Genomic DNA, 22,629 nt, shown 5'->3' with positions numbered 1-22,629 from the left:
AAGGTGTCCTGGATGAAGAGGATAACAATACGGATAGGTGGAATGGGGTGCGCAGCATGCGCCCTCAAGATAGAGGAGTCACTTAAGAAGCTTGAGGGAGTATCTGATGCTATGGTTAACCTTGTGGAGGGCAGGGTTTCTGTTGAATATGACCCTGAAACTGTGGGGCTCCCATCAATGGAGGCAGCCATAGAGGAAGCGGGTTACAGTGTCCTAAATGAACACATGGCTGTTCTCATAGGGGGTATGAGCTGTGCAATGTGTGCACAGAGGATAGAATCAGCCCTGAAGGAACTTGAGGGTGTAAGTGATGCAACAGTCAACCTTGCAGCCGGAAAGGCATACATAGCCTACAACCCATCCCTTGCATCACCAGAGGATTTCAGGAGAATCATCGAGGACCTCGGCTATGAATTCATGGGAACCGAGGGTGATGAGGAGATTCAGGAGGATCAGAGCCCAGAGTTGAAAAGGATAGCTGTTGGTTTTGGTGTTTCACTGCCGCTCATGGCCATTATGTACCTGGGTATACATCCACCGGTAAATGAGGGCCTATTCATGCTCCTGGTCTCTGTGGTCCCATTTGCATATGTATCTGGACCGATATTCCGCGGTGCGCTGCGGTCCCTGAGATCAGGAACACTTGACATGGATGTTATGTACTCCATGGGTATAGGAGTGGCTTTTCTTTCAAGTTTACTTGGCACTGTGGGGGTTCTCCCATCGAGTTTCATGTTTTATGAAACAGCCCTGATGCTGGCATCCTTCCTGACACTTGGAAGATACCTTGAGGCAGGGGCCAGGGGAAGGACATCAGGTGCGATAAAGAGGCTAATGGAACTCCAGCCCGACACTGCCACCATCATTAGGGATGGAGAAGAGGTTGAGGTCAGGGCTGATGAACTGGTTGAAGGTGACGAGGTTGCTGTGAGGCCAGGAGACAGGATACCCGCGGATGGCAGGGTTCTGGATGGCGAATCATATGTTGATGAATCCATGATCACAGGAGAACCGCTCCCTGTACTTAAAACCAGGGGATCTGAGGTTATAGCAGGGACAATAAACACCGATGGGGTGCTTAAATTCAGGGTTGAACGAACAGGGGATGAGACATTCCTTTCAAGGATCATAGGACTGGTTGATGAGGCCCAGGCATCAAAGCCTCCGGTTCAGAGGATCGCCGACAGGGCAGTGTCCTATTTCATACCAGCAGTCCTCACGGTTGCGCTGGCAGCATTTCTATTCTGGTACCTTGTGGAGGGGGCCGGTCTTCTAATATCTGTCACGGTACTGATCTCGGTACTGGTTGTGGCCTGTCCCTGCGCCCTTGGACTTGCAACACCAACTGCGGTGACGGTTGGAATAGGAAGGGGTGCGGAACTTGGTATACTCATAAAGAAGGGCGAGGCACTTGAGGTTGCAGGCAGGATATCCTGCGTGCTCTTTGATAAGACAGGAACACTTACAGAGGGAAAACCAGAGGTTACAGACATCACCGGGGACGTGCTGGGGTATGCAGCTGCCCTTGAGGCCAGATCAAGGCACCCAATTGCAGTTGCAGTCACAGAGAGGGCCATGAGGGAGGGTCTGGAGATACCCGAGGTTGAGGAGTTCAGGGCCATCCCAGGAAAGGGCCTTGAGGGCAAAATCAACTCCCAACATGTGATTGCAGGTAACAGGACACTCATGCATGAATTCGGTGTGGAGATTCCAGGGGATGCTGAGAAATTGGAATCAGAGGGGAATACGGTTGTCATGGTTGCAGTTGATGGAGAATTTAGGGGGGTTATAGGGGTCTCTGACAGGATAAAACCCGGCGCAGCAGCCGCTGCAGGGGAACTCGAGAGGATGGGAATCAGAACAGCAATCATCACCGGGGATAACAGGAGGACGGCTGAGATGGTGGCACGGGAGGTGGGAATCAGCACTGTCATAGCTGAGGTCCTTCCTGAGGATAAGGCATCAAGGGTTTCGGAGCTCAGATCACGTGGTGTGGGAGTGGCCTTTGTGGGTGATGGTATAAATGACGCCCCCGCCCTCTCAGAGGCAGATCTTGGGATTGCCCTGGGAGGGGGAACGGATGTTGCAAAGGAGGCCGGTGAGGTGGTTCTTGTTGGTGATGACCCTCTTGATACCGCAGCAGCCCTTCAGCTTGCAGGTAAGGTCATCTCAAGGATAAAGCAGAACCTATTCTGGGCCTTCGCCTATAACGTTATACTGATCCCTGTGGCTGCCGGTGCACTGTACCCGCTGGGTGTGGTGTTCAGGCCAGAGTACGCCGGCCTTGCAATGGCCCTGAGCTCAGTCACTGTGGTTTCACTGTCACTTTCACTCAGAGGATACACTCCACCTGCAAGAAGGTTGAGGGAGATTTAAAAGAAATTAGAGGAATACGTCCAGGGAGCTCTGCTTTGACCTGTCACTCTCAAAGAGAGAGTTCACACCATATTCCAGTATCTCTATCCTCTGCATAAGGTAGGGGTCTATGGGGTATCTTGATGCAAGGTTCTTTGATATTTCAAGGTACTTTATAACCGAGCCCTTTGAGACGGTGAGGACAAGGTTACCACCGCATCTGCACTCCCCGCTTAGCGGTATGCGGCGGTACTTGCGGTTGCACTTGGTACACCTCACCTTCTGCCTGGAGAATGCCCTTATGTTACCCATCATATCAGGGAGGAAGTGGGACATGAGGACCCCCTCAACAACAGCCCTCTGGTCCACTGCCCTTATCTTCTCTGCAAGGCTTATCTGGGATTCCACCTTCTCCTTCATGGTTGGGAGTAATTTGTAGAGGCACACCTTGGGACCCGCATGTATGCTGGAGGTGTTATGGGAGAACATTAGTCCTCTGTACTGTTCAGGCTTCCCGAGGCGCTTTTCAACGTTATCTATAACATCAAGCACATCCGTTGGTTTCGCATGTTCGAAACTTCTCTCATAGACCTCAAGGGGTATCATCTCCATGGTGTCTATGTTGTGGGATTCATCATCGATCTCCTCTGGATCTATCCTGGTTGAGAGAACCAGGGGAGCATCCATGCTGCCACCACGGGTACTCGGGAGATAGGACTTTGAGAAGTTGAGGAGCGCGTCCAGGAGGAGCATGACCGAGTCCTCGTCGCTGTCACAGTTCCTCCTCTTGGCTGAATGGAAGTAGGGGTGGGCGTAGCATGCAGAGGCCTCTGTGAATCCTATTATCCTTCCAAGGACCGCCGCGGATGTATGGGGGGCGAGGCCAGCTATGAGGTGCCCCACAAGGTCATCCCTTGTTTTAACGTTGTAGAACCTTTCAAGTCCATAGAACCTTTCAAGGAGGTCATCAACGAAACCCGCAACCCTTACAAGGTAATCGGCGCAGTTCTCTGATATGACCACGTCCTGGACCTTGAGTTCAAGTATCTGGTCGCCCCTCTCAAGTTCCTCCCCGTAACAGTCATGGGTGTATCCGAGTTCACGCAGCTTGCTGACAGGCACACCAACCTCCTTGGGGGTGAAGTGTGTCAGGGGAAGATCGGTGGAGTCATGGCGGATTGTCGCATCCTTGAATGTGTATACATCGTTTTTGGCCCTCAGTATACCCTTCTCCAGGGGTTCAGGGAATTTATCAGCGGATATCATCCCCTCAACACCCTTTATCTCATCTATCTTACGGACAGATACATTTTCACCCGCCCTTTTAAGGAGGGATGCAAGGTTGATCTTCCTCTTTCCAGGTTCACCTATCACGGTCCTTGAACCACAGCTGGGGCATATGGACTGCATCGAACTGACCCTGCATGATGGACAGGTTGCCCTCCCTATCTCAACCACGATGGAGCCCCTCTTTGCTGCATCAGGTATGTTTCGCCGGCTTCCACCGTACTTTCCTATGGGGAAGAGCACATGTGGCGCGGGCCTCATCTTGCGCTCCTTGGTCTTCTCTGGGCGACCAACACGTGTACCTATATAGGTGGGGGCCTTCTTCATTATCCTGACACCTGAAACCCTGTTAAGCGCATCCATGGTGTCCTCTGAATCTTCAAGGGGCCCCCTGAGGGTTTTGAGGAGTGCGAAGGCGTCATCGTATCCAATGATAACACCTGACTTCTCCTGCCTGTGGGGCACACCGAGGATCTCCAGTATTCGCTTCTCTGGTTTAAGGTCCAGGAACAGTTCATCCTCCAATCTGCCGGTGTTTAACCATTCCCTGAGCCTGTTGAGTTCATCAACAGTCACGTCATGGTAGAAGTAGGTGTAGTGGGGATGGAGGGGCACACCATACTCCTCTGAAATCCTGAACGCCTCCTCAGCCCCCACCTTCAGGTCATTCCAGCTGTGCCTGTGGTGGGCGAGGTTCAGGGGGTCACTCTCAGGGTAATCATCTGATGACAGCAGGGTCTGGATCCACCATTCCTCGCACCAGCCTGCGGGCATGAGGACGTGGTTGTTCCTGAGGAACTCCCCGAAGGCAACCAGCATGTCCCCCAGGAAGAGTATCTCCTCAACATCTGATCGCACCCGCCTGGCGGTTTCAACATCCTCAACCCTGATGACGTCACCGTTCCTGAGTTTAACTATGGGGCCCTCTATTGTGTCCACCGGGACAACACAGTTTCCCTTACCCGGCCTCTCAATTTTCATCTGGGTCCCCACCGCCAGGAACTCCAGCAGCTCCATGGTGGCTGGGTGAACTCCCATGGCCGCAAGCCCGGTGTTCCGTGATCTCCCGTACCTTAGCCTGAATGCCCCCTTCCTTGATGGGTACGCCAGCACTGGCCTTCCGCCGATTATATCCTCTACGTATTTGCTGTCGGCCTTTACAACAACCTTATCATCACCCCCATCCTTCTTGGGGGCCTTTGAGAATTTTTCAAGCCAGTCCCAGCCCTCAAGTTTCAGCTGTCTGGCATACTTGAGGACCTTGGGGGCCTTCTGTATTACCCCCTCAACCATGGCCAGGAGGGCCCCTCCACGTATATTGTTCGTCTCAACCCTCTCAAGGTCCCTGTGGGATACCTCCACCTTGTCTGTCGGCTCCCCTGTAACCTCAACCGGGATGTTGCTGGCTGCGAGGCGCACCTCGTCGGGTTTGGGACTGTACTGGAGGTTTGTAACCTCTGATTCGTAGAGTTCAACCTCCTCCACATATCTTTCTATTTCCCTATCAACGGGTTTGTACCTGTCAAGGTTTATGGCGAGGCGTATGTAATCGGCTATGAGCACTGAAAGGGCTGCTGCGGTACCCCCTGCACTCCTTATGGGTCCTGCAAAGTAGACTGCAAGGTAACTTGAACGGTCGAAGTTCTCCTTTATCCTTACCTTCGCTATACCCTCAAGGGGGGCCGCCACCACACCCTCTGTGAGTATTGCAAGGGCGGTCCTGAGGGCCTGATCTGCAAGCCTCTCCCTTTCAGAGGGATCATCATCAGGGAGGGGCTGGGATGCTATCTCTGCAGCTATCTGGAACGCAACCTCTTCACGTCCCCTCTCCCTTTCAAGTTCCTTTATCCTTTCAGCTATACCATCAGGGCCCACAAGCCCCTCAACACGTTCAGCAAGGTCCTTGGCCAGGGGTATCTCAGGCTTTGTGCTCACATCAAGGCCCTTAGCCCTGGCTTTCCCTGCAATCTCATAGAGGCGTTCAGTCTCCCTTTCAAGTTCATTGAAGTAATCAATCATGGCTAATCACGCATCCACAGGGGTGCAGTTCCTCCTTGTTATCAGGTGGTAAACTTAAACTTATATTATATGGTACTGTCAGAGATATAATAGATTTATCTATCAGTAATCATGGTGATTTTTCATGGCAAAGAAGGATAAAAAGACACTTCCACCAAGTGGAGCAGGTCTTGTAAGGTACTTTGAAGAGGAAACGAAGGGACCGAAATTCACACCTGAACAGGTCGTTGTAATGAGCATAATACTGGCGGTATTCTGCCTGGTGCTCAGGTTCTCTGGTTGAGGAGTGTTAAAATGGCCATTCATCCTGTTGAGTTCAGGTACGGAACCCCTGAAATGAAGGCTATCTGGGAGGCCGAAAACAAGCTTCAGCGGATGCTCGATGTTGAGGCCGCCCTTGCAAGGGCAGAGGGTGAACTGGGGATCATACCAGAGGAGGCCGCAGTCGAGATCGCAAGAAAGGCCAGCACTGAATTCGTGACCCCTGAAAGGGTTAACGAGATCGAGAGGGAGACAAAACATGACATAGCATCCATTGTTAAGGCCCTGGCAGAGCAGTGCGATGGGGATGCAGGTGAATACGTGCACTTCGGTGCAACATCCAATGACATTGTTGACACATCCAACTCCCTCCTCCTAAGGGAATCCATGGGGGTTCTGAGGGATAAAATGGTTGAGGTTTTAAGGGTCCTTCTGAAACTGGCAGATGAGAACAGGGACCTGGTGTGCATGGGAAGAACCCATGGCCAGCATGCCCTCCCAACAACCTATGGCATGAAATTCGCACTTTGGGCAGATGAAATGCACAGACAGATTGAAAGACTTGACGCCTGCAGAAAAAGGCTCTGTGTTGGCATGATGACAGGTGCGGTTGGTACAACAGCCGCCCTGGGCGAGGATGGCCTTGAGGTCCATGAGAGGGTATCCGAGATCCTTGGACTTGAACCGGTCCTCATATCCAACCAGGTTGTCCAGAGGGACAACCATGCAGAGTTCATGATGGTCCTTGCAAACATAGCCACCACCCTCGATAAGATGGCCCTTGAGATAAGGAACCTCCAGAGGACAGAGATAATGGAGCTGGGTGAAAAATTCGACCCTGAGAAGCAGGTCGGAAGCAGTACAATGCCCCATAAGATGAACCCAATAACAGCTGAGAGGATCTGTGGCATAGCAAGGGTTATAAGGTCCTATGTTGTGGCTGCACTTGAGAACAACCCCCTCTGGCATGAAAGGGACCTCACAAACTCATCCTCTGAGAGGATAATCCTTCCGGAGGCCTGCATACTCACCGATTACATACTTAAACTGACACTGGACGTGCTCAATAACCTGGTGTTCTACCCTGAAAACATAAGGAGAAACCTTGAGCTCACAGGTGGTCTTATAATGGCTGAAAGGCTCATGGCGGAGCTCACAAGGAGGGGGATGGGTAGGCAGACAGCATACGCCGCTGTACGTGAATGCGCCATTGAGGCAAATAGGAAAGGAATTAACCTCAAGGATGTGGTCCTTGAGAGGCAGGATATCATGGAGCACCTTACAGAGGATGACCTTGAGGAGATAATGAACCCTGAAACCTACACCGGTTCAGCCTCAAGGATCGTCCAGAGGGTCCTTGAGGAGTCAGAGAACTGGCTCTGAACCATTTAATAGTTATGGGGAACCACGCAGGGTTTAATAAACCGGAATAAAGTTTTCATAAGTTTTACATGTTCCTAGCCACATAGATATTACCGGTGATAATATGCAGCCAAAGGAAATAAAATCTGTAAGGGTTGTCCCCTACACCATTATGAACTCATCGATAGGTGCGGTATGGGCATTCATATTCGCCCTCCTGATCCTGATATTCGCCGGCGCAATAGGATCAGTACTTCCAGCTGAAATGAAAGTATTTAAGGGGTTAATCACTGGAATATCAGTTGTTGGACTGGTTGTTTTACCTGTTGGAGCGTTTCTGCTTGGCATAGTCGAATCATTCCTGAGGGCATTCATTTACAACGGCCTCACGCCCCGCCTTGGAGGTATCAGGCTCAGCTTCATTGACATGGAGCAGATAGAATCGTTTGACATCGTGAACACAGCACTCATACTCTCAGCCGTCAGCGCCATCCTCACATTAATATACCAGCTCCTCGTATCCCCCCTTCAGTGGGTATTCTTCAACACAATCCTCAGCATTGCAAGGACCGTTGAACCATCAGCAGCATCAAGCATGGCGGCTGTCGGCTCTGCAACGGCACTTGGAACCGTGGTCAACATCATCATAACACCCATAATGACCTTCATAGTAGCGTTCATAGGAACAGCCATTGTACTACTCCTCTACAACTTCCTCTCAGGAAAGATCACAGCCATAAAACTGAAACTCACAGATGCCAGTGATGGCTTTATGAGCATAGACAGGATCGAGGCAATACCGCTGGGACTCATAACAGGGTCAATTTCTGCGGTTATAGGTCTCATCATAGGGGTCATAGCATTCATAGTTTCGGCCATCGGGGGAGAATACACTGCAGGACTCATTTTACTGGTGGCTGTAACCGTTGGGGCATTCATATATGCCTTCATAGTCTATGCACTGACAGCACTGTTCTACAATTTACTGGCACCAAGGATAGGGACTGTTCAGATAAGAATGGAGTAGAACCAACCCTTCCTTTTCTTTATACGAACAGTTTCAAAATACCGGAACTGACCGGAATCCTAATTTTTCGCATCTATTTTATAGGAGTTTGGACATAATATTATCTGTCCTGATTACTTTAAAAGGAGCTATATGGTGATCCTGTGATTGATGATTCACGTCTTCTGGCTGCCATACCAACAAAGGCAGAAACATGTGTCCTGAAAAATAATGGCATAAGGGAAAAATTCAGCCATGAAAAACTTGTAAAATCCCTCCTGAACCTGGGGGCCAGCCTATGGACCTCCGAAAATGTGGCCTCAGAGGTTGCAAGGTCAGTATACAATGGAATAACCACCAAGGAGATAAAGATACTCGTCTACGACGCCCTCAGGAAAGTCGATGAGGAACTTGCAGACAGGTACCTTGCAGCCAACAGAATGAGGGTGAGGACATCCAGGGACAGGATAGAGACATTTGACCAGAAAAAGATTGAGGATAACCTTGTAAGGGAGGCAGGGGCCTCTGAGGAAGTTGCAAGGAAAATCGCATCTGATGTCTGGAGGGAACTCAAGAAACTAAACGTCGAGTACCTCACAGCCCCAATGATAAGGGAGGTTGTGAACACCAAACTCATAGAACACGGGCTTGAAACCCTCCGGAGGAGGTACACACGTCTCGGTATCCCTGTATATAACATAACAAACCTCATAGAGAACGGTTCCAGGGACAACGCCAACATGATCCACAATCCCGAGACGGTGCACAAGTACGTGGCCGACGAGGCCCTCAAGCAGTACGCACTCCTCCATATACTTCCATCAAGACTTGCAGACGCCCACATGTCAGGGGACATCCACATACATGACCTTGAGTTCTTCGCTGCAAGGCCCCTCAACTGTCTCCAGCATGACCTCAGACTCTTCATAAGGCACGGCCTCCGGGTTGACGGTACAGGTGACCATACATCTGTGGCAGGACCACCAAAGCACCTGGAAACACTCATGAATCATGCAGGGGAGATAATGCTCGCATCCCAGCAGAACATGTCAGGAGGGCAGGCAATGAGCCTCTGGAACGTCTTCGTGGCACCCTTCGCCTCTGGTCTTCCCTATGAGAAGATCAAACAGGCGGTCCAGATGTTCATATTCAACCTCAACATGGCCTACGCTGCAAGGGGTAGCCAGGTGCCATTCACAAGCATAAACCTTGAGTTCGGGGTCCCTGAGTTCCTTGAGGACGAACCCGCCTACGGACCCAGGGGTGAGCACGTGGGTGTGTACGGTGACTTCGCAGAGGAGGCGAGGCTGCTGACAAGGGCCTTCACAGAGGTCCTCCTTGAGGGGGACGCAGACGGCAAACCCCACCTGTTCCCCAATACCATCTACACAATAAGGCGGGAGACACTGAAGGGTGAATTCGACGAGGAACTTGGACTGGTTCATGAACTGGCATCCAAGTACGGGACAGCCTACTTCATAAACATGCTGGCAGATTACAGGGGCGAGATGGCCAACTACATGGGCTGCAGGACAAGCCTTGCAGATAACTGGACAGGTAACTGGGAGGAGGACTGCCTGAGGACGGGTAATCTTGCCTACATAACCCTGAACCTCCCAAGGGTGGCATATCAGTCCAGGGATGACGATGAACTCTTCGAGTACCTTGATGAGTACATTGACATGGCGGTTGAGGTCCTGAGGATAAGGAGAAAACAGGCAATTCACTGTCTGGATGACTACCATCTCCTACCATTCCTCTCCCAGGAGATTGATGGGGAGCGCTACTACAGGATAGAGAATGCTACAATGAGCTTTGGATTCACAGGACTCAATGAAATGCTGGAGTACCACCTGGGCTCCGGTATAGAGGACCCTGAATCAAACCGATTCGGCATCAGGGTTGTGGAGCACATAAATGAACGCGCAGCCGAACTCAAGAAGGAGACAGGCTGGAGGTGGAGCGTGCTTCAGACACCAGCAGAGTCCACTGCCCACAGGTTCGCAATGCTCGACCATGAACACTACCCTGAGGAGGCGGTGCTCCAGGGCACCGGTGGTGCGTACTATTACACCAATTCAAGCCACACCCCCGTCAATGCAGAGGTGGATATTGTGGAGAAGATAAGGATCGAGGAGAAGTACCACCCCCTCACACCTGGAGGCCACATATTCAATGCATGGATCGGCGAGGCTAAACCCGACCCGACAGCACTTGAGGGCCTCACACGGAGCATCTGCAGGAGGAGTGACATAGGATTCTGGGCCTACAGCAACGCCCTTAGTTTCTGTCTCAGGTGCAAGACCCTCATGAGGGGGCTTCAGGATTCCTGCGCCCGCTGCGGTGAAAGGGATGATGTTGAATGGTATGACCGGATCACAGGTTACGTGCAGCAGGTCGGAAGGGCCAAGTCCTCAAGTGGTGGCTGGAACAGGGGTAAACAGCAGGAACTTCTGGATAGACGGAGAATAAACATCTGAGCCTAACGGATCAGTTCTCTATCCAGCAATTCTATTCTTTTAATTAATTCCTGCAGGGTTTAAAGGGGGCTTATTTTTTGAGCAAGCACCTAACTGAAGTCATTCCTGAAACTGCTCTTTGCACTGGGGTTCCATGTTCTGGAAGTCGTTTCTAGATGTGTTCTCAACTTTCCGGGTCTTTGATGCGGCAGAAATGGAAGCAGTAATTCCCTGATGATAGGCATTTTTAAGGCCAGAAAGTTGGTTGAGTGGCTCCTATCTGGAATTATATCATCAGTCCCCACTGAACCTCACAGGCACTGTCTGGGACTCTGATGATCCTCCAAAACCGTGGGCTATCATGGTGTGTCTTCCTGGTCCACCGGCAACCACCAGGATGACATCTTCGGGGCCTCTGGTTATATGGACCCTCCCATCGGATATGAGGTCTTCATCCAGCTTCCTGCCTCCACGATCAGCCAGGCGCACATCCACGGCTGCATTCTCATGGATATAATTTTTAACGTCCCCCCTGGACCATCCATGGGATGCAATGGTATCTGCATGCTCGGGGCTCATTATAACCAGGAGCTCCCCGGGTACGTGGCTGTTGTTGCAGCCGGCGGTCGATGCAGTTTGTACAATGGTGTCAAGGAGGTCCTGGGGGCTTCTGCTCCTGTGATCATTCACATTGTGCGGCGCTTCAACTCCAATCACAGTCACCGTGCTCTCATCAGCGCCGAAACCCCTCTCAACGTGTAAGGGCTCCCAGGGACTTTCATCCTCATTTTCTGCGAAGCAGTAGCTGTACTTTGCAGGTGAACCCATGGTGGCATGGTCACCCACCCCTGGCACAGCACCCGCGATGTTGATGAGGGATAGCCTCAGGGCACGTCCAAGGGTGGCACAGGCAAGGTTACCTGGTCCAAGGCACCCAGCACCTGAGTTGAAGCCAAGTTCATCTGCAGCAGGGCCGTTGACCAGCACCGCAACCGCCACGGGGTGTGTTGTGGCATTTATACCTGCAAGGTTGAATTCGTCCCGTCCGATACCCTCGATGCATGCCTCTATGAGCGGCATCATTGGGGGTATGCAGCCGGCCATCACCGCATTCACAGCCACCTTCTCAACGGTGGCGATCCCCATCCTAGGGGGGAGGGCGGCTATAACATCACCTGGTTTCCTGGAGGTGTATCTGTAGAATTTCTTGACACGGGCCTCTGTGGGTGGTATTATGGGGAGTCCATCGGTCATTCTCTTCTCATAGAACTCCAGGCTGATCCTCTCGGGGTCAGGGTCGACCATGACCTTCATATCCTCAGGGGAGGAACTGCGCAGCCTTTCATCCTCCAGGAGGTCCTCTATGAGGCATCCGCATGATTTATCGATTTTAACCAATCTATCACCTCAGATGGTCCAGTATGGATGGTATTATTTTCTCAGCCCTTCTCCTTACAGCTTCGGGTTCCAGACCCGCTATGGGGTGTTCCACCTCAACTATTCGAAGACCCGGCATCCCCTGGGCTGATGCCAGCCTCCTGGCGTATTCACTGAAGCGGTCTGAGCAGATGGAGATGGTTGGGACGCCCATACCCTCCAGACGAATTGCGTCGAGGATCACCCACGTGGTGCATGAGCCACAGTCACCCAGTGCAAGGATGCAGAGGTCACCCCCGGCAGCCCTAGCTATCTGCTCAGCCCTGGCCGGGGCACCTGCAGGTTTCTCTGACCAGATGAAGTTGAATCCTGTGAGGGCTGATTCCACAGTCCTCAGTATCAGGTCTGCACCCGGCTTTGTGTTGTCGAGGAGTGATATGGTTCCAGCATCACCTATACTGTTAACAGGGGTCTCCTCCATGATGGTGTCTGCCAGGGGATCCATAACGTCCCTTTCAATGATTTTCACCTTCATCTAACCATCCTCATTTCAGGCCTTTAAGCGGAGCCTTTTTACAACGAAGTCCCTTTCAAGTGAAAGAAGGAATGATGCGGCCCTTGGACCCATCTTCTTACCTATCAGAACCTTATATATAGCCTGGAATGCCTTTTGGGGTTTAAGCCCGTGCTTCCTCAGTATGCTGTACATTTCATCGTGGAGCTCCTCTGGGCTCATATCCCCTGACTCAAGGATGTCTGCAAGCTCCTCAAGGAACTTCCTCTGGGGCTCTGAGAGTTCAACCTGTGGAAGTTCATCCTGGACATGGAACTTCACGAAGTCCGGGCCATAGAGTCTGAGCCAGTTTTTAACATTTTCAACCCTTTCCTGTAGCTGATTTAACTGTTTGTCTGTTAAATCCTCAAGTTCTTTTTCCATGAACTCATCTGGAAGCTGTGAGTTCCTTTTCAGGATACTGTAGAGCCTTTCAAGGTCGTCCCCGGCGATCTGGTAGGCCACGGTCATGAAGCGGTAGGATGGCCTCAGAGGAAGATCGAGGTAGTCTATCATTGAGACCCGGTAGATCCTCTTGAGCTTCTGCTCCTCCTTCTCTGAGGCAGCATCCTCCATACCATAGTAGATCCTCTCTGTACGATCAAACTGGTCCATGAGATCCAGGAATGGCATGTCAGGGTTGAAGTCCTTATGTTTCATGGGCTTACTACGGAATATGAAGTAATTGAGGCTCTCAGGGGGTCCTATCTCAAGCCACTGGCCTGGTGTGAAGAATACGCCCCTGGACTTGGACATTGCCTCCCCCCTGAGGGTTATCCACTCATAGGGGACCGGGTAGGGGGCCGGGTAATCAAATATCTCCTCTGAGATTATGCTGCTCACGTCATATGAGCCGCCGCTTGCGGCATGGTCCTTACCGAAGGGTTCGCAGGTGACGCCAAGGATCTTCCACCTTGCGGCCCACTCAACCCTCCAGGTGAGTTTACCTAGCCCTGACTTTATGTCCATCTCCCCATCGAATCCACATTCACAGCGGTACCTCACTGTGTCCCCGCTGAAATCATATGCCTCGGTGGTGTTCACACGGCCGCACCTCTCACAGATGGGGTTGTATGGAAGCCAGTCATCCCTCAGGGGCCTTTCCCTGAACCTGTTGAATATCTCCCTTATCTCACCGGCCCTCCTTAGGGATGTTCTTATGTAGTCATTGTAGACTCCCTCGGTGTACATCCGGGCCCCTGAGTGGTGCTCAACCCTTATCCTGAACCTTTCAAGGGCATCCAGGAAGGGTCTCTGGAAGTGTTCAACGAAACTCTCGCAGCAGCCCTCAGGGCAGGGGATCATGGAATAGGGCACTCCCAGGTACTTCTCGTAACTTTTTGGGAGTGGATAGGGGACCTTTCTGAGGGGGTCATGGTCGTCTGCTATCCAGACGGTCCTTGATCTGAACCCATCCTCTTTAAGTGTCTTTGATATTGAGCTTGCTATGAAAACATCACAGGAGTTCCCTATGTGTATTGAGCCTGATATGGATGTTCCGCTTGCAACAACGTGCTCATCAACATCCCTCTCCTTAAGTTCATCGGCTATCCTTTCAATCCAGTGCTTCAAGCAGATCACCTGTAAAAAGCGTGATAGAATCAGTGCATTAAAAAAGTGTGTGAACTTCAAAATATATTAATTCTTCTCTAAAAAATGAGTGGGATTCAGTCGAAGATCCTGGTATCTGCACTGTCAAGCCACTCGTTGACAATCTTAACAGCGCAGTACTCACCGCACATGGTGCAGGTGTCTGGATCCTCAGGTGGACGCTCATCCCTTATACGCCTTGCCTCTGCAGGACACATGGCTGCATCGAACTGGGCCTCCCAGTTGAGCTTCTTACGGGCGTTGGCCATTTCAAGGTCCTTCTCCCCACTGTGGATTCCCTTGGCCATGTCACCCACGTAGGCCCCGATCCTTGTTGCAATGACCCCCTCCTTCACATCGTCAGGGTAGGGGAGTGCAAGGTGCTCTGCAGGTGTAACATAGCAGATGAAGTCTGCACCTGCTGCCGCAGATGCAGCGGCGCCTATTGATGAGACTATGTGGTCATAGCCGGCCCCTATATCAGTGACTATTGGTCCCAGCATGTAGAATGGGGCCCCACGGCAGAGTTTCTTCTGGAGTATTACGTTGGCCTTTATCTCATTGAGGGGTATGTGGCCCGGGCCCTCAACGATGGTCTGGACACCTGCCTCCCTGGCCCTGTCGATTAGTTCACCCAGCACTATGAGTTCCTGGACCTGTGCACGGTCGGTTGAGTCTGCAATGGCACCAGCCCTCATTGCGTTGGCCATTGACATGACAAAATCGTGTTCCTTGGCTATCTCAAGTATGTAATCAAAGTTCTCATAGAGGGGGTTCTCCAGCCCGTTTTCAACCATCCAGGCTGATACAAAGGCCCCTCCCCTACTCACAAGGCCACCCTCACGGCCCTGCCTCTTGAGCCTCCTCAGGGTTTCCCTGTTGACACTGCAGTGGATGGCCATGAAATCTATACCGTCCTTTGCCTGCTTCTCAATGGCCCTGAACATGACGTCCTCATCCATGTATATAGCAGCGCCCTCCTTCCTTATGGTCTCAATGGCCGCCTGATAAACCGGCACGCTTCCAACGGGTATGGGTGAGAGGTCCAGGATGCGCCTCCTTATCTCATCCAGGTCCCCTCCCACTGAGAGCTCCATGAGTGTGTCGGCCTTGTTTTCAATGGCAACACGGGCCTTTTCCTCCTCCATTTCAAAGTCCACGATGTCGGTGGATGTCCCTATGGTGGCGTTGACCTTGGTCCTTAAGCCCTCACCTATACCGACTGGGGCAACATCATCCCTGTTCAGGTTGCTTGGGATGGCTATTCTTCCACTGGCAACTCCTCTTCTTATGAATTCTGGGGTGACGTTCTCTGCCTCAGCCACCGCCTTCATTTCTTCTGTTATAACACCTTTTTTAGCTTCATCCATTTGAGTCATACAATCACCGTCTGGTTTGACCCTTTAACCCGTGAGGGTATGATCGGGATCAGCTGGAATGAGATTCATGCGCATCTTATATTGGTCCAATCCAGTTATAAAAACTATGGGGTTTTAATCTCCTTAATAAAAATTCATGGCCTCTGATGTCACGGGTCCTTCATTTTCCTGGATATGAGAACATTCATACTTTATCTGAACCAATGAGGGTCATGGTCTGCTAATTATATGGGGGGTTCATAGCCCCAGTGCCTTTCAAAGCGTCTCAAAGCAGTTTCAAGATCTGGAATGTTTGTCTGGGTCCCCTCCTCCTCGACTATGAACGATGCAACCGCCGATGCGAACCTTCCACAGTTCATGAGATCGGCACCGGCAAGATACGCCCTCATGAACCCTGCCCTGTAGGAGTCACCGGCCCCTGTGGGATCCACAGCCTCCCTGGGTATTGCATCGATTTCCATCACATCATCGGCATAGATAACACTTCCATCCCTGCCGTAGGTCTTAACCACAACATCCGGGCCAATGTCTCTGAGGCCCCCAATATCAACCTCCAGTCTGGAGCATATGCGGTCTATCTCGTGGTGGTTGCCGAAGAGGATGTCGCATACTCCCACAGCCCTCTTGAGCTGGCTCCTGGAGTACATGTGGAGATCCTGTCCCGGATCAAATGATATGATCTTTCCCAGCGACCTTGCGAATTCACCGCATCTGCAGTTAAAGGAGGGGTCTCCAGTTGCAAGGTGGACGGCCCTGGCGGATTCTATGGCCCTCTGGGGGATATCGCTTTCCCTGAAGTGCCCGGCTGCACCCCAGTAGAAGTAGCTTATCTGGTTGTGATCGGCATCCGTCATCACAAAGGCAGTGGGTGTTGTTTCCGAGGATACAACAATCATGGAGCTTATATCTATGCCGCTGGCCTCAAGGAGCCTCCTGTACTCTGATCCCTCAAAGTCGCCGCCAACGGCTGATACAAGTGATGTTCTAAGCCCCAGATTTGACCCCACCAGGGCGACGTTGGCGGCCGCTCCACCATGGAGGTTCCTCATCCTCCTTATGGCTGTTGATGAGTTGGGTTCGGGAAATTTGTCAAGCTGTATTATGTAGTCAAAGGCGGTATGTCCAACAGCAAGAAGGTCTCTGTCTTCATTCATGGCATCACCTGAATAAATTAACTCTGCCACGGCGACTTATAACATCATTGATTATTCGTTAAACAGATCAGTGAAGAGGTTCAAAACCCCCCTCCACAACGGCCTCCTGGCCCTCCCCCCTTATGAAATGCATGAATTCCTCAACTCCTTCACTCTGCCGGCAGACCACGGCACTTATAACATGCCGGGTCTCATTCTTGAGGATTTCAGAGCCACTGAACTGGCTTGCACTGAGGAATGTCATGAGTTCCGGGTCGCTCCTGACTATCCTGTGGGCATGGTATGGTGATCGGACCTCCCTTACAACTTCAAAGCTGACACCGGAATCTGAGAGCACCTCCCAGGCCAGCCTCTGGGCTGAACCTTCAACGCCAACGAATGATGAGCCATCAAGTTCTCTCATGGTCATTGCATCACCACCCACAAGCACCAGGTGGTCATATGCAACCGGGAGGAAATCGAGGTCCCTCTGGTAGGCCTGCAGGGGATCGTCAAGGAAGATCATATCCAGCATGCTTCCTTCTGCAAGGTGGAAGAGGTCATCACCACAGCATGAAAACAGGGATGCCTCCACTCCGGACCTATCAATGAGGACCTCGGCAAGGTTTGATGAGACATAACCCGCGGCAATCATGAGCCTGCCTGAACCACTGAGGACTTTCAGGTGGCGCATGTAGGTTCTGAGGATCTCCATACCCTCAGGTGTGAGTTCAGATCCTGCTCCACCGCTTTTTACGAGTTTAACCCCCAGGAGAGATTCTGCCCTTAGAATTCGCCTGTTTAATACTTGTGGCGAAACACCCAGTATACGGGCGGCCTTTCTCTGGGAGAAGGTTTCCCCGATTACCCGGAGGGTCTCAAGGAATCTGTTATCCATTTCATGGCCGTTGATCTTCATTCCAGGGAGGGGTTCAATATCCATGGGGACACCTTTCTCTGGGTCAGATTTATTTTTGCTATATGACTAAGTAATGGAATTATCAGATGGAGCTCAACATAGGATATTTTTACTCTTAGTCAACATAGGAATTTTTACTCTTATATCTCATGACCCGTATATTAGATTACAGGTGTTGCAATGATAATGAGAGAGGCCATCAGGGATATATTGGATAATCTGGAGAAGATGGAAAGGGAGATTGACGCTGAAACAGTTGACAGATTTATAGACACCATCACATCCGCAGGAAACGTCTTCTTGCTTGGACTGGGGAGGTCAGGGCTGGTTGCAAAGGCCTTCGCCATGAGACTCATGCACCTTGAGATAAATGTCTTCGTGGTGGGTGAGACAATAACACCCGCCATAAATGAGGGTGATGCGCTAATTGCAATATCAGGTTCAGGAAGGACAAGCTACATAGTCAACGCTGCCAGGATAGCCAGGGAAAGGGGGGCCAGGGTTGTTGCTGTAACCTCACATCCAGAATCAGAACTTGGAGGGATGGCTGACCTCACTGTAACCGTGAGGGGCAGGACAAAGATCGATGGTGAGAAAAATTACATGAAGAGGCAGATAAGGGGCAACCACCACTCAAGGACACCTCTAGGCACACTATTTGAGATATCGGCCCTCGTGTTCCTTGACGGCCTCATAGCTGAACTCATGCACCGGATGGATAAGAGGGAGGAGGACCTCAACGAGAGGCACAACGTTTTTGAATAAAAATCTGTGTTATGATGACCCACCTGAAATTCTCAGAATTAGCGACAATTAAAGTATTATCCTCTCAGGGTGGCTGTATATGTTGAACCTCCTGCCCCTGACAAATCCAAGCATTGTAAGACCGGTACTCCTTGCAGCTTCATACCCTGATGATGTTGGGGCTGCATTTGATGCTATGATGGGCACCCCCGCACGCACCACCTTTATCAGCATGTCCGCGGGCATCCTGCCACTGTAGACCATGAAGCTCCTGGAGAAATTAACACCGTCCATGGAACCGGAGCCCAGGGCCTTATCAACCGCCACGTGCCTGCTAACATCCTCAAAAACCCTGAATTCATCGCCGGTCACAAGGGCGGCAACATGTGTACCTCCAGTCATCCTCCACACGGTCGCTGACTTCACCATGCGCCTGAATGCATCGAATATATCCTCAGCCCTCACCCTGAAGTCTGAGTCAACTGGTTCCACCATCTCAACCCTCTGCCTCCATCCACCGAAACAATCAGAGCCCATAACAAGCTCACGCCTTATCTCAAGAGCCTCTGATTCCATCTCAACTTCGATGAGGTTATCTGTGATATCCATGGATACTATATCATCCACCGAGTCCACGAGTCCCTCCCCAAGAAGGTAGCCTGTTGCAAATTCCTTAAGTGCAGCGGGACTTGCAGTGAAGCGCTGCTCCAGGCCCCCATTTATCCTGATACGCACCTCAAGGTCATTCACAATTCTTTCAGGGACCCTCCGCATCTTATCATCCACACGGAATGCCTCAACCTCTCTGTAAAGTGACATTCATCCACCACCTCTCATCTAAAAACATATATTCTCCCTGGTTTAACAGTTAAACAGATGTTTAATCATTCATCCTAATTAATATGAATGTGACACCAAAATCTCACATTTAAGTGGAGGTTTCTGATGGATAAGAAATTGAAGAGGATATTTTCTGGTTACACTGGCCATGGCTCAGAGATAATACCCATCCTCCAGGATATCCAGGATGAATACGGCTATCTGCCGGAGCATGCACTGGAGGAGGTCGCTGGTTTCACAGGGGTCAGTAAAACGCATGTATATGGGGTTGCAACCTTTTATGCCCAGTTCAGGTTCAAACCAAGGGGAAGGAAGCACATAATGGTCTGCACAGGAACAGCATGCCATGTAAGTGGGGCTGAACAGGTTCTGGATGCCCTTGAAAGGCACCTGGGCATTGGTGAGGGAGACGTTACAGAGGATATGGAGTACTCCCTGGAATCGGTGGGATGCATCGGATGCTGCTCCCTGGCTCCATGCGCCATGGTGAACGATGAGGTTGTATCGCGCATAAAGCCGTCTAGGGTAAGTAAAATTTTCCCAAAAAAGTCTTAGAGTGTCTGGAATGTTTGAAGATATTGCAGGAAACGCACTGGATGAATACATGTCCCTCTTCCGGCACGGACCGGTGATATTCCTGGGTTCAGCAACCTGCGGAAGATCTGCGGGGGCTCATGAAATAGAGAAGGTATTGCTTGAGAGGGCTTCTGAACTCTCAGTTGAATGCCGCATTGTACACACCGGATGCATGGGCCTCTGCTACGCCGAACCCATGGTTACTGTATTCAAAGGGAATACCCATGGTGCCATCTACGGACCCGTGAACAGGAGACTCGCAAGGAGGATAATTCAGGAACTCGCTGATGGTGAGGAATCCTCAGCCATTGGTTCTGTTGATGTGGCCTTCAGTGGCGACTCATTTGAACCATCCTACAGCATTGACTTCATGGAGAAACAGTCAAGGAGGATACTCAGAAGATGTGGCCTCATAGACCCCGAGAACATCAGCCATTACCTGGCAACAGGGGGATACAGGGGGCTACTCAGGGCACTGGAGATGAAACCTGAGGATATCATTGAAGAGGTTAGGGTTTCAGGGCTCAGGGGTCGTGGGGGGGCAGGATTCCCCACCTGGCTCAAGTGGAGCCTCTGCCGACAGGAGGAATCCGATGTGAAGTACCTGGTATGCAACGCCGACGAGGGTGACCCGGGTGCCTTCATGAACCGTTCACTCATAGAGGGGGACCCCCACTCCCTCCTTGAAGGGATACTTATAGCATCATATGCTGTGGGTGCAGAGGAGGCCTACATCTACTGCAGGGCAGAGTACCCCCTTGCCCTTGAAAGACTCAGAACAGCAATATCTGATCTCCGGGATCTTGGACTCCTCGGGGAGGACATCCTTGACTCGGGGTTCAGCCTTAATATAAGGATAAAGGAGGGGGCAGGGGCATTTGTATGTGGAGAGGAAACAGCCCTCATAGCATCCATTGAGGGTAAAAGGGGGATGCCCCGTACCAGACCACCATTCCCAACAACAAGCGGCCTGTGGGGGAGGCCAACGGTTATAAACAATGTGGAGACACTTGCAGCTGTTTCAATGATAATACAGCATGGTCCGGAGTACTTCAACACCCTGGGGACGGAGGGGAGTCCAGGGACCAAGACGTTCTCCCTTGTGGGGGATGTGAGGAGAACTGGCCTCATAGAGGTTCCACTGGGCACAAGCCTGAGGGAGGTCATCCATGATATTGGTGGAGGTGTAAGGGACGGAGAGCTCAAGGCCGTCCAGATAGGAGGACCATCAGGGGGATGCCTCCCGGCCGAACTTGTTGACACAGGCATAGACTATGATTCACTGACATCTGCCGGTGCAATAATGGGTTCAGGGGGACTTGTGGTCCTATCTGACCATACATGCATGGTTGAGCTTGCAAGGTACTTCCTTGAGTTCACGCAGCGTGAATCATGTGGAAAGTGTGTCCCGTGCCGTGTGGGTACAAGGCAGATGCTCATGATACTCAATGATATAGTTGAGGGTTCAGGAAGAGAGGAGGATCCAGAGATTCTCAGGGATATTGCCGAAACCGTCAGGGCAGCCTCCCTCTGCGGTCTTGGCCAGACATCCCCAAACCCTGTTCTAACCACACTCAGGTACTTTGAAAACGAATACCGGGACCACATAAACGGAAAATGCACTGCAGCATCATGCAGCAAGCTCATGCACTACTTCATAGATCCAGAAAAATGTGACGGCTGCCTGGCCTGCCTGAAGACATGTCCGGCAGATGCCATTGAAGGTTCAAAGGATAGGGTGCATGTTATAGATCAGGAGAGGTGTCTCAAGTGCGGATCATGCCGGGACACATGTAAGAGAGAAGCTGTTCTCAGGGTTCCAGGGCCATATTCCCCCACCAATCAGGACTGATAGTAGGGAGACCTCCGTCTGATGGCCTCCAGAAAGAGTTCACGGAGACCTTCCATGTCACCGGAGCTGAGGGCTTTCTTCGTGTCCACCAGGTTGTCGTTGCGGAGGAGACATGGTTTCAGCTTCCCATCAGGGGTTACCCTCAGCCTTGTGCAGTTTGCACAGAACCTCGTATTATCCATGGGCCTCACAACCTCCACCTCCCCGTCCCCGATGAAGTACTTCTTACGGTCCTGCATGAACTTTCTTGTCATTATACGGTCAGCCATCTCTGCCAGTTCAGCCTCAATGGGGGTTATGTCGCAGTGGTACCTCTCCACTCCATTGTCAGGGCAGCTGTCGGTTTTCAGGAGTTCTATTATCTGCAGCACAGCACCCTGCTGACGGCAGAACTCAAACATGTCCCATATTTCCTGGTGATTGACGCCCCTCAGTATCACCATGTTTATCTTGACGGGATCGAGGCCGGCCATAACGGCAGCTTCTATTCCAGCCCTGACCCTCTGAAGGTAGTCCTTTCTGGTTATGAACCTGTATGTTTCAGGGTTTAGGGTGTCGAAACTGACATTGACCCGGTCAAGCCCGGCCTCCCTGAGGGGGATGCTGAGGTCCTCGAGGAGGGTCCCGTTGGTTGTTATGGAGATATCCCTGAATCCAATACCGTCTATCCTCTCAACTATCTCCACAATATCGTCCCTCAGGAGGGGCTCGCCACCCGAAAGCCTTATTTTCTTCACACCAAAGTCAGAGGCCACCCTGCATATGTTCTCTATATCCTCTGGGCTCATCTCCTCGTCTGAACGCACGATTCCGTCCCGGTGGCAGTAAATACAGCTGACATTGCAGCGCCCCGTTACAGATATTCTCAGTGATACCAGCGGTCTTCTGTGGTTATCATGGACCTGCATTCTCTACCC

General features: G+C 51.3%; 17 protein-coding genes. 8 read left to right on the top strand and 9 right to left on the bottom strand.

Annotated elements, in window-relative coordinates; all coding sequences use genetic code 11:
* Positions 1-12 precede the first annotated feature (12 nt).
* Entirely contained in the window at positions 13-2,376 is a 2,364-nt protein-coding gene (locus ACPLJI_RS00155; protein ID WP_424731048.1) for a heavy metal translocating P-type ATPase, read from the top strand.
* A 6-nt stretch (positions 2,377-2,382) separates the two neighbouring features.
* Here the strand turns inward: ACPLJI_RS00155 and polC are convergent, their stop codons facing one another.
* The gene (gene polC, locus ACPLJI_RS00150; protein ID WP_424731049.1) at positions 2,383-5,661 is read right to left on the bottom strand and encodes a DNA polymerase II large subunit; all 3,279 of its coding nucleotides are present in this window, start codon (positions 5,659-5,661) and stop codon (positions 2,383-2,385) included.
* Between the two features lie 124 nt (positions 5,662-5,785).
* On the opposite strand from polC, the gene ACPLJI_RS00145 reads away from it, so the two are divergent.
* From ACPLJI_RS00145 to nrdD, 4 genes are all read left to right on the top strand, one after another.
* Positions 5,786-5,944 (top strand): preprotein translocase subunit Sec61beta, encoded by a 159-nt coding sequence (locus ACPLJI_RS00145; protein WP_424731050.1) that lies wholly within the window; start codon positions 5,786-5,788, stop codon positions 5,942-5,944.
* Between the two features lie 11 nt (positions 5,945-5,955).
* Complete coding sequence (purB, locus tag ACPLJI_RS00140; protein ID WP_424731051.1) at positions 5,956-7,305, top strand: adenylosuccinate lyase; 1,350 nt, start codon at positions 5,956-5,958, stop codon at positions 7,303-7,305.
* Positions 7,306-7,408: 103 nt separating this feature from the next.
* Positions 7,409-8,311: a hypothetical protein gene (locus tag ACPLJI_RS00135; RefSeq protein ID WP_424731052.1), complete on the top strand. Its 903-nt coding sequence runs from the start codon at positions 7,409-7,411 to the stop codon at positions 8,309-8,311.
* A 143-nt stretch (positions 8,312-8,454) separates the two neighbouring features.
* Positions 8,455-10,770 (top strand): anaerobic ribonucleoside-triphosphate reductase, encoded by a 2,316-nt coding sequence (gene nrdD, locus ACPLJI_RS00130; RefSeq protein WP_424731053.1) that lies wholly within the window; start codon positions 8,455-8,457, stop codon positions 10,768-10,770.
* Between the two features lie 273 nt (positions 10,771-11,043).
* Here the strand turns inward: nrdD and ACPLJI_RS00125 are convergent, their stop codons facing one another.
* The 6 genes from ACPLJI_RS00125 to ACPLJI_RS00100 form a co-directional block, all read right to left on the bottom strand.
* Positions 11,044-12,147 (bottom strand): hypothetical protein, encoded by a 1,104-nt coding sequence (locus tag ACPLJI_RS00125; RefSeq protein ID WP_424731054.1) that lies wholly within the window; start codon positions 12,145-12,147, stop codon positions 11,044-11,046.
* Positions 12,148-12,151: 4 nt separating this feature from the next.
* The gene (locus ACPLJI_RS00120) at positions 12,152-12,661 is read right to left on the bottom strand and encodes a UGSC family (seleno)protein (RefSeq protein WP_424731055.1); all 510 of its coding nucleotides are present in this window, start codon (positions 12,659-12,661) and stop codon (positions 12,152-12,154) included.
* 15 nt (positions 12,662-12,676) lie between these two features.
* Positions 12,677-14,251 carry a lysine--tRNA ligase gene (gene lysS, locus ACPLJI_RS00115; protein WP_424731056.1) on the bottom strand — a complete coding sequence of 525 codons (1,575 nt, stop codon included), beginning with the start codon at positions 14,249-14,251 and terminating at the stop codon, positions 12,677-12,679.
* Between the two features lie 95 nt (positions 14,252-14,346).
* Positions 14,347-15,648, bottom strand: a complete 1,302-nt coding sequence (gene thiC, locus ACPLJI_RS00110; protein ID WP_424731057.1) for a phosphomethylpyrimidine synthase — start codon at positions 15,646-15,648, stop codon at positions 14,347-14,349.
* Between the two features lie 224 nt (positions 15,649-15,872).
* Positions 15,873-16,802, bottom strand: a complete 930-nt coding sequence (locus ACPLJI_RS00105; protein ID WP_424731058.1) for a carbohydrate kinase family protein — start codon at positions 16,800-16,802, stop codon at positions 15,873-15,875.
* A gap of 67 nt (positions 16,803-16,869) precedes the next feature.
* On the bottom strand, positions 16,870-17,724 hold the full coding sequence (locus tag ACPLJI_RS00100; RefSeq protein ID WP_424731059.1) for a LysR family transcriptional regulator: 855 nt from the start codon (positions 17,722-17,724) through the stop codon (positions 16,870-16,872).
* A 156-nt stretch (positions 17,725-17,880) separates the two neighbouring features.
* Here ACPLJI_RS00100 and hxlB point away from each other — a divergent pair, with 156 nt between their 5' ends.
* Positions 17,881-18,465 (top strand): 6-phospho-3-hexuloisomerase, encoded by a 585-nt coding sequence (hxlB, locus tag ACPLJI_RS00095; RefSeq protein ID WP_424731060.1) that lies wholly within the window; start codon positions 17,881-17,883, stop codon positions 18,463-18,465.
* A gap of 48 nt (positions 18,466-18,513) precedes the next feature.
* Here hxlB and fdhD read toward each other — a convergent pair whose 3' ends face one another.
* Positions 18,514-19,263: a formate dehydrogenase accessory sulfurtransferase FdhD gene (fdhD, locus tag ACPLJI_RS00090; RefSeq protein ID WP_424731061.1), complete on the bottom strand. Its 750-nt coding sequence runs from the start codon at positions 19,261-19,263 to the stop codon at positions 18,514-18,516.
* 126 nt (positions 19,264-19,389) lie between these two features.
* Here fdhD and nuoE point away from each other — a divergent pair, with 126 nt between their 5' ends.
* Together nuoE and ACPLJI_RS00080 are read left to right on the top strand one after the other, a co-directional pair.
* Entirely contained in the window at positions 19,390-19,839 is a 450-nt protein-coding gene (gene nuoE / locus ACPLJI_RS00085) for an NADH-quinone oxidoreductase subunit NuoE (RefSeq protein ID WP_424731062.1), read from the top strand.
* Positions 19,840-19,849: 10 nt separating this feature from the next.
* Positions 19,850-21,712: an NADH-ubiquinone oxidoreductase-F iron-sulfur binding region domain-containing protein gene (locus ACPLJI_RS00080; protein WP_424731063.1), complete on the top strand. Its 1,863-nt coding sequence runs from the start codon at positions 19,850-19,852 to the stop codon at positions 21,710-21,712.
* Here the strand turns inward: ACPLJI_RS00080 and moaA are convergent.
* Entirely contained in the window at positions 21,703-22,620 is a 918-nt protein-coding gene (moaA, locus tag ACPLJI_RS00075) for a GTP 3',8-cyclase MoaA (protein ID WP_424731064.1), read from the bottom strand. The two genes, ACPLJI_RS00080 and moaA, sit on opposite strands and share 10 nt — an antisense overlap.
* Positions 22,621-22,629: the final 9 nt, after the last annotated feature.

Origin of the sequence: Methanothermobacter sp., from assembly GCF_049720995.1 — an archaeon.
GTDB lineage: Archaea > Methanobacteriota > Methanobacteria > Methanobacteriales > Methanothermobacteraceae > Methanothermobacter.
The sequence above is the reverse complement of the archived record's forward strand: the minus strand, read 5'-3'. Positions and strand labels throughout refer to the sequence as shown.

Excerpts from the sequence above, each read along its gene's own strand:
- ACPLJI_RS00155 (WP_424731048.1), top strand. The coding sequence starts at position 13 with ATGAAGAGGATAACAATACGGATAGGTGGAATGGGGTGCGCAGCATGC.
- polC (WP_424731049.1), bottom strand. The coding sequence starts at position 5,661 with ATGATTGATTACTTCAATGAACTTGAAAGGGAGACTGAACGCCTCTAT.
- ACPLJI_RS00145 (WP_424731050.1), top strand. The coding sequence starts at position 5,786 with ATGGCAAAGAAGGATAAAAAGACACTTCCACCAAGTGGAGCAGGTCTT.
- purB (WP_424731051.1), top strand. The coding sequence starts at position 5,956 with ATGGCCATTCATCCTGTTGAGTTCAGGTACGGAACCCCTGAAATGAAG.
- ACPLJI_RS00135 (WP_424731052.1), top strand. The coding sequence starts at position 7,409 with ATGCAGCCAAAGGAAATAAAATCTGTAAGGGTTGTCCCCTACACCATT.
- ACPLJI_RS00120 (WP_424731055.1), bottom strand. The coding sequence starts at position 12,661 with ATGAAGGTGAAAATCATTGAAAGGGACGTTATGGATCCCCTGGCAGAC.
- thiC (WP_424731057.1), bottom strand. The coding sequence starts at position 15,648 with ATGACTCAAATGGATGAAGCTAAAAAAGGTGTTATAACAGAAGAAATG.
- ACPLJI_RS00105 (WP_424731058.1), bottom strand. The coding sequence starts at position 16,802 with ATGAATGAAGACAGAGACCTTCTTGCTGTTGGACATACCGCCTTTGAC.
- ACPLJI_RS00100 (WP_424731059.1), bottom strand. The coding sequence starts at position 17,724 with ATGGATATTGAACCCCTCCCTGGAATGAAGATCAACGGCCATGAAATG.
- hxlB (WP_424731060.1), top strand. The coding sequence starts at position 17,881 with ATGATAATGAGAGAGGCCATCAGGGATATATTGGATAATCTGGAGAAG.
- fdhD (WP_424731061.1), bottom strand. The coding sequence starts at position 19,263 with ATGTCACTTTACAGAGAGGTTGAGGCATTCCGTGTGGATGATAAGATG.
- nuoE (WP_424731062.1), top strand. The coding sequence starts at position 19,390 with ATGGATAAGAAATTGAAGAGGATATTTTCTGGTTACACTGGCCATGGC.
- ACPLJI_RS00080 (WP_424731063.1), top strand. The coding sequence starts at position 19,850 with ATGTTTGAAGATATTGCAGGAAACGCACTGGATGAATACATGTCCCTC.
- moaA (WP_424731064.1), bottom strand. The coding sequence starts at position 22,620 with ATGCAGGTCCATGATAACCACAGAAGACCGCTGGTATCACTGAGAATA.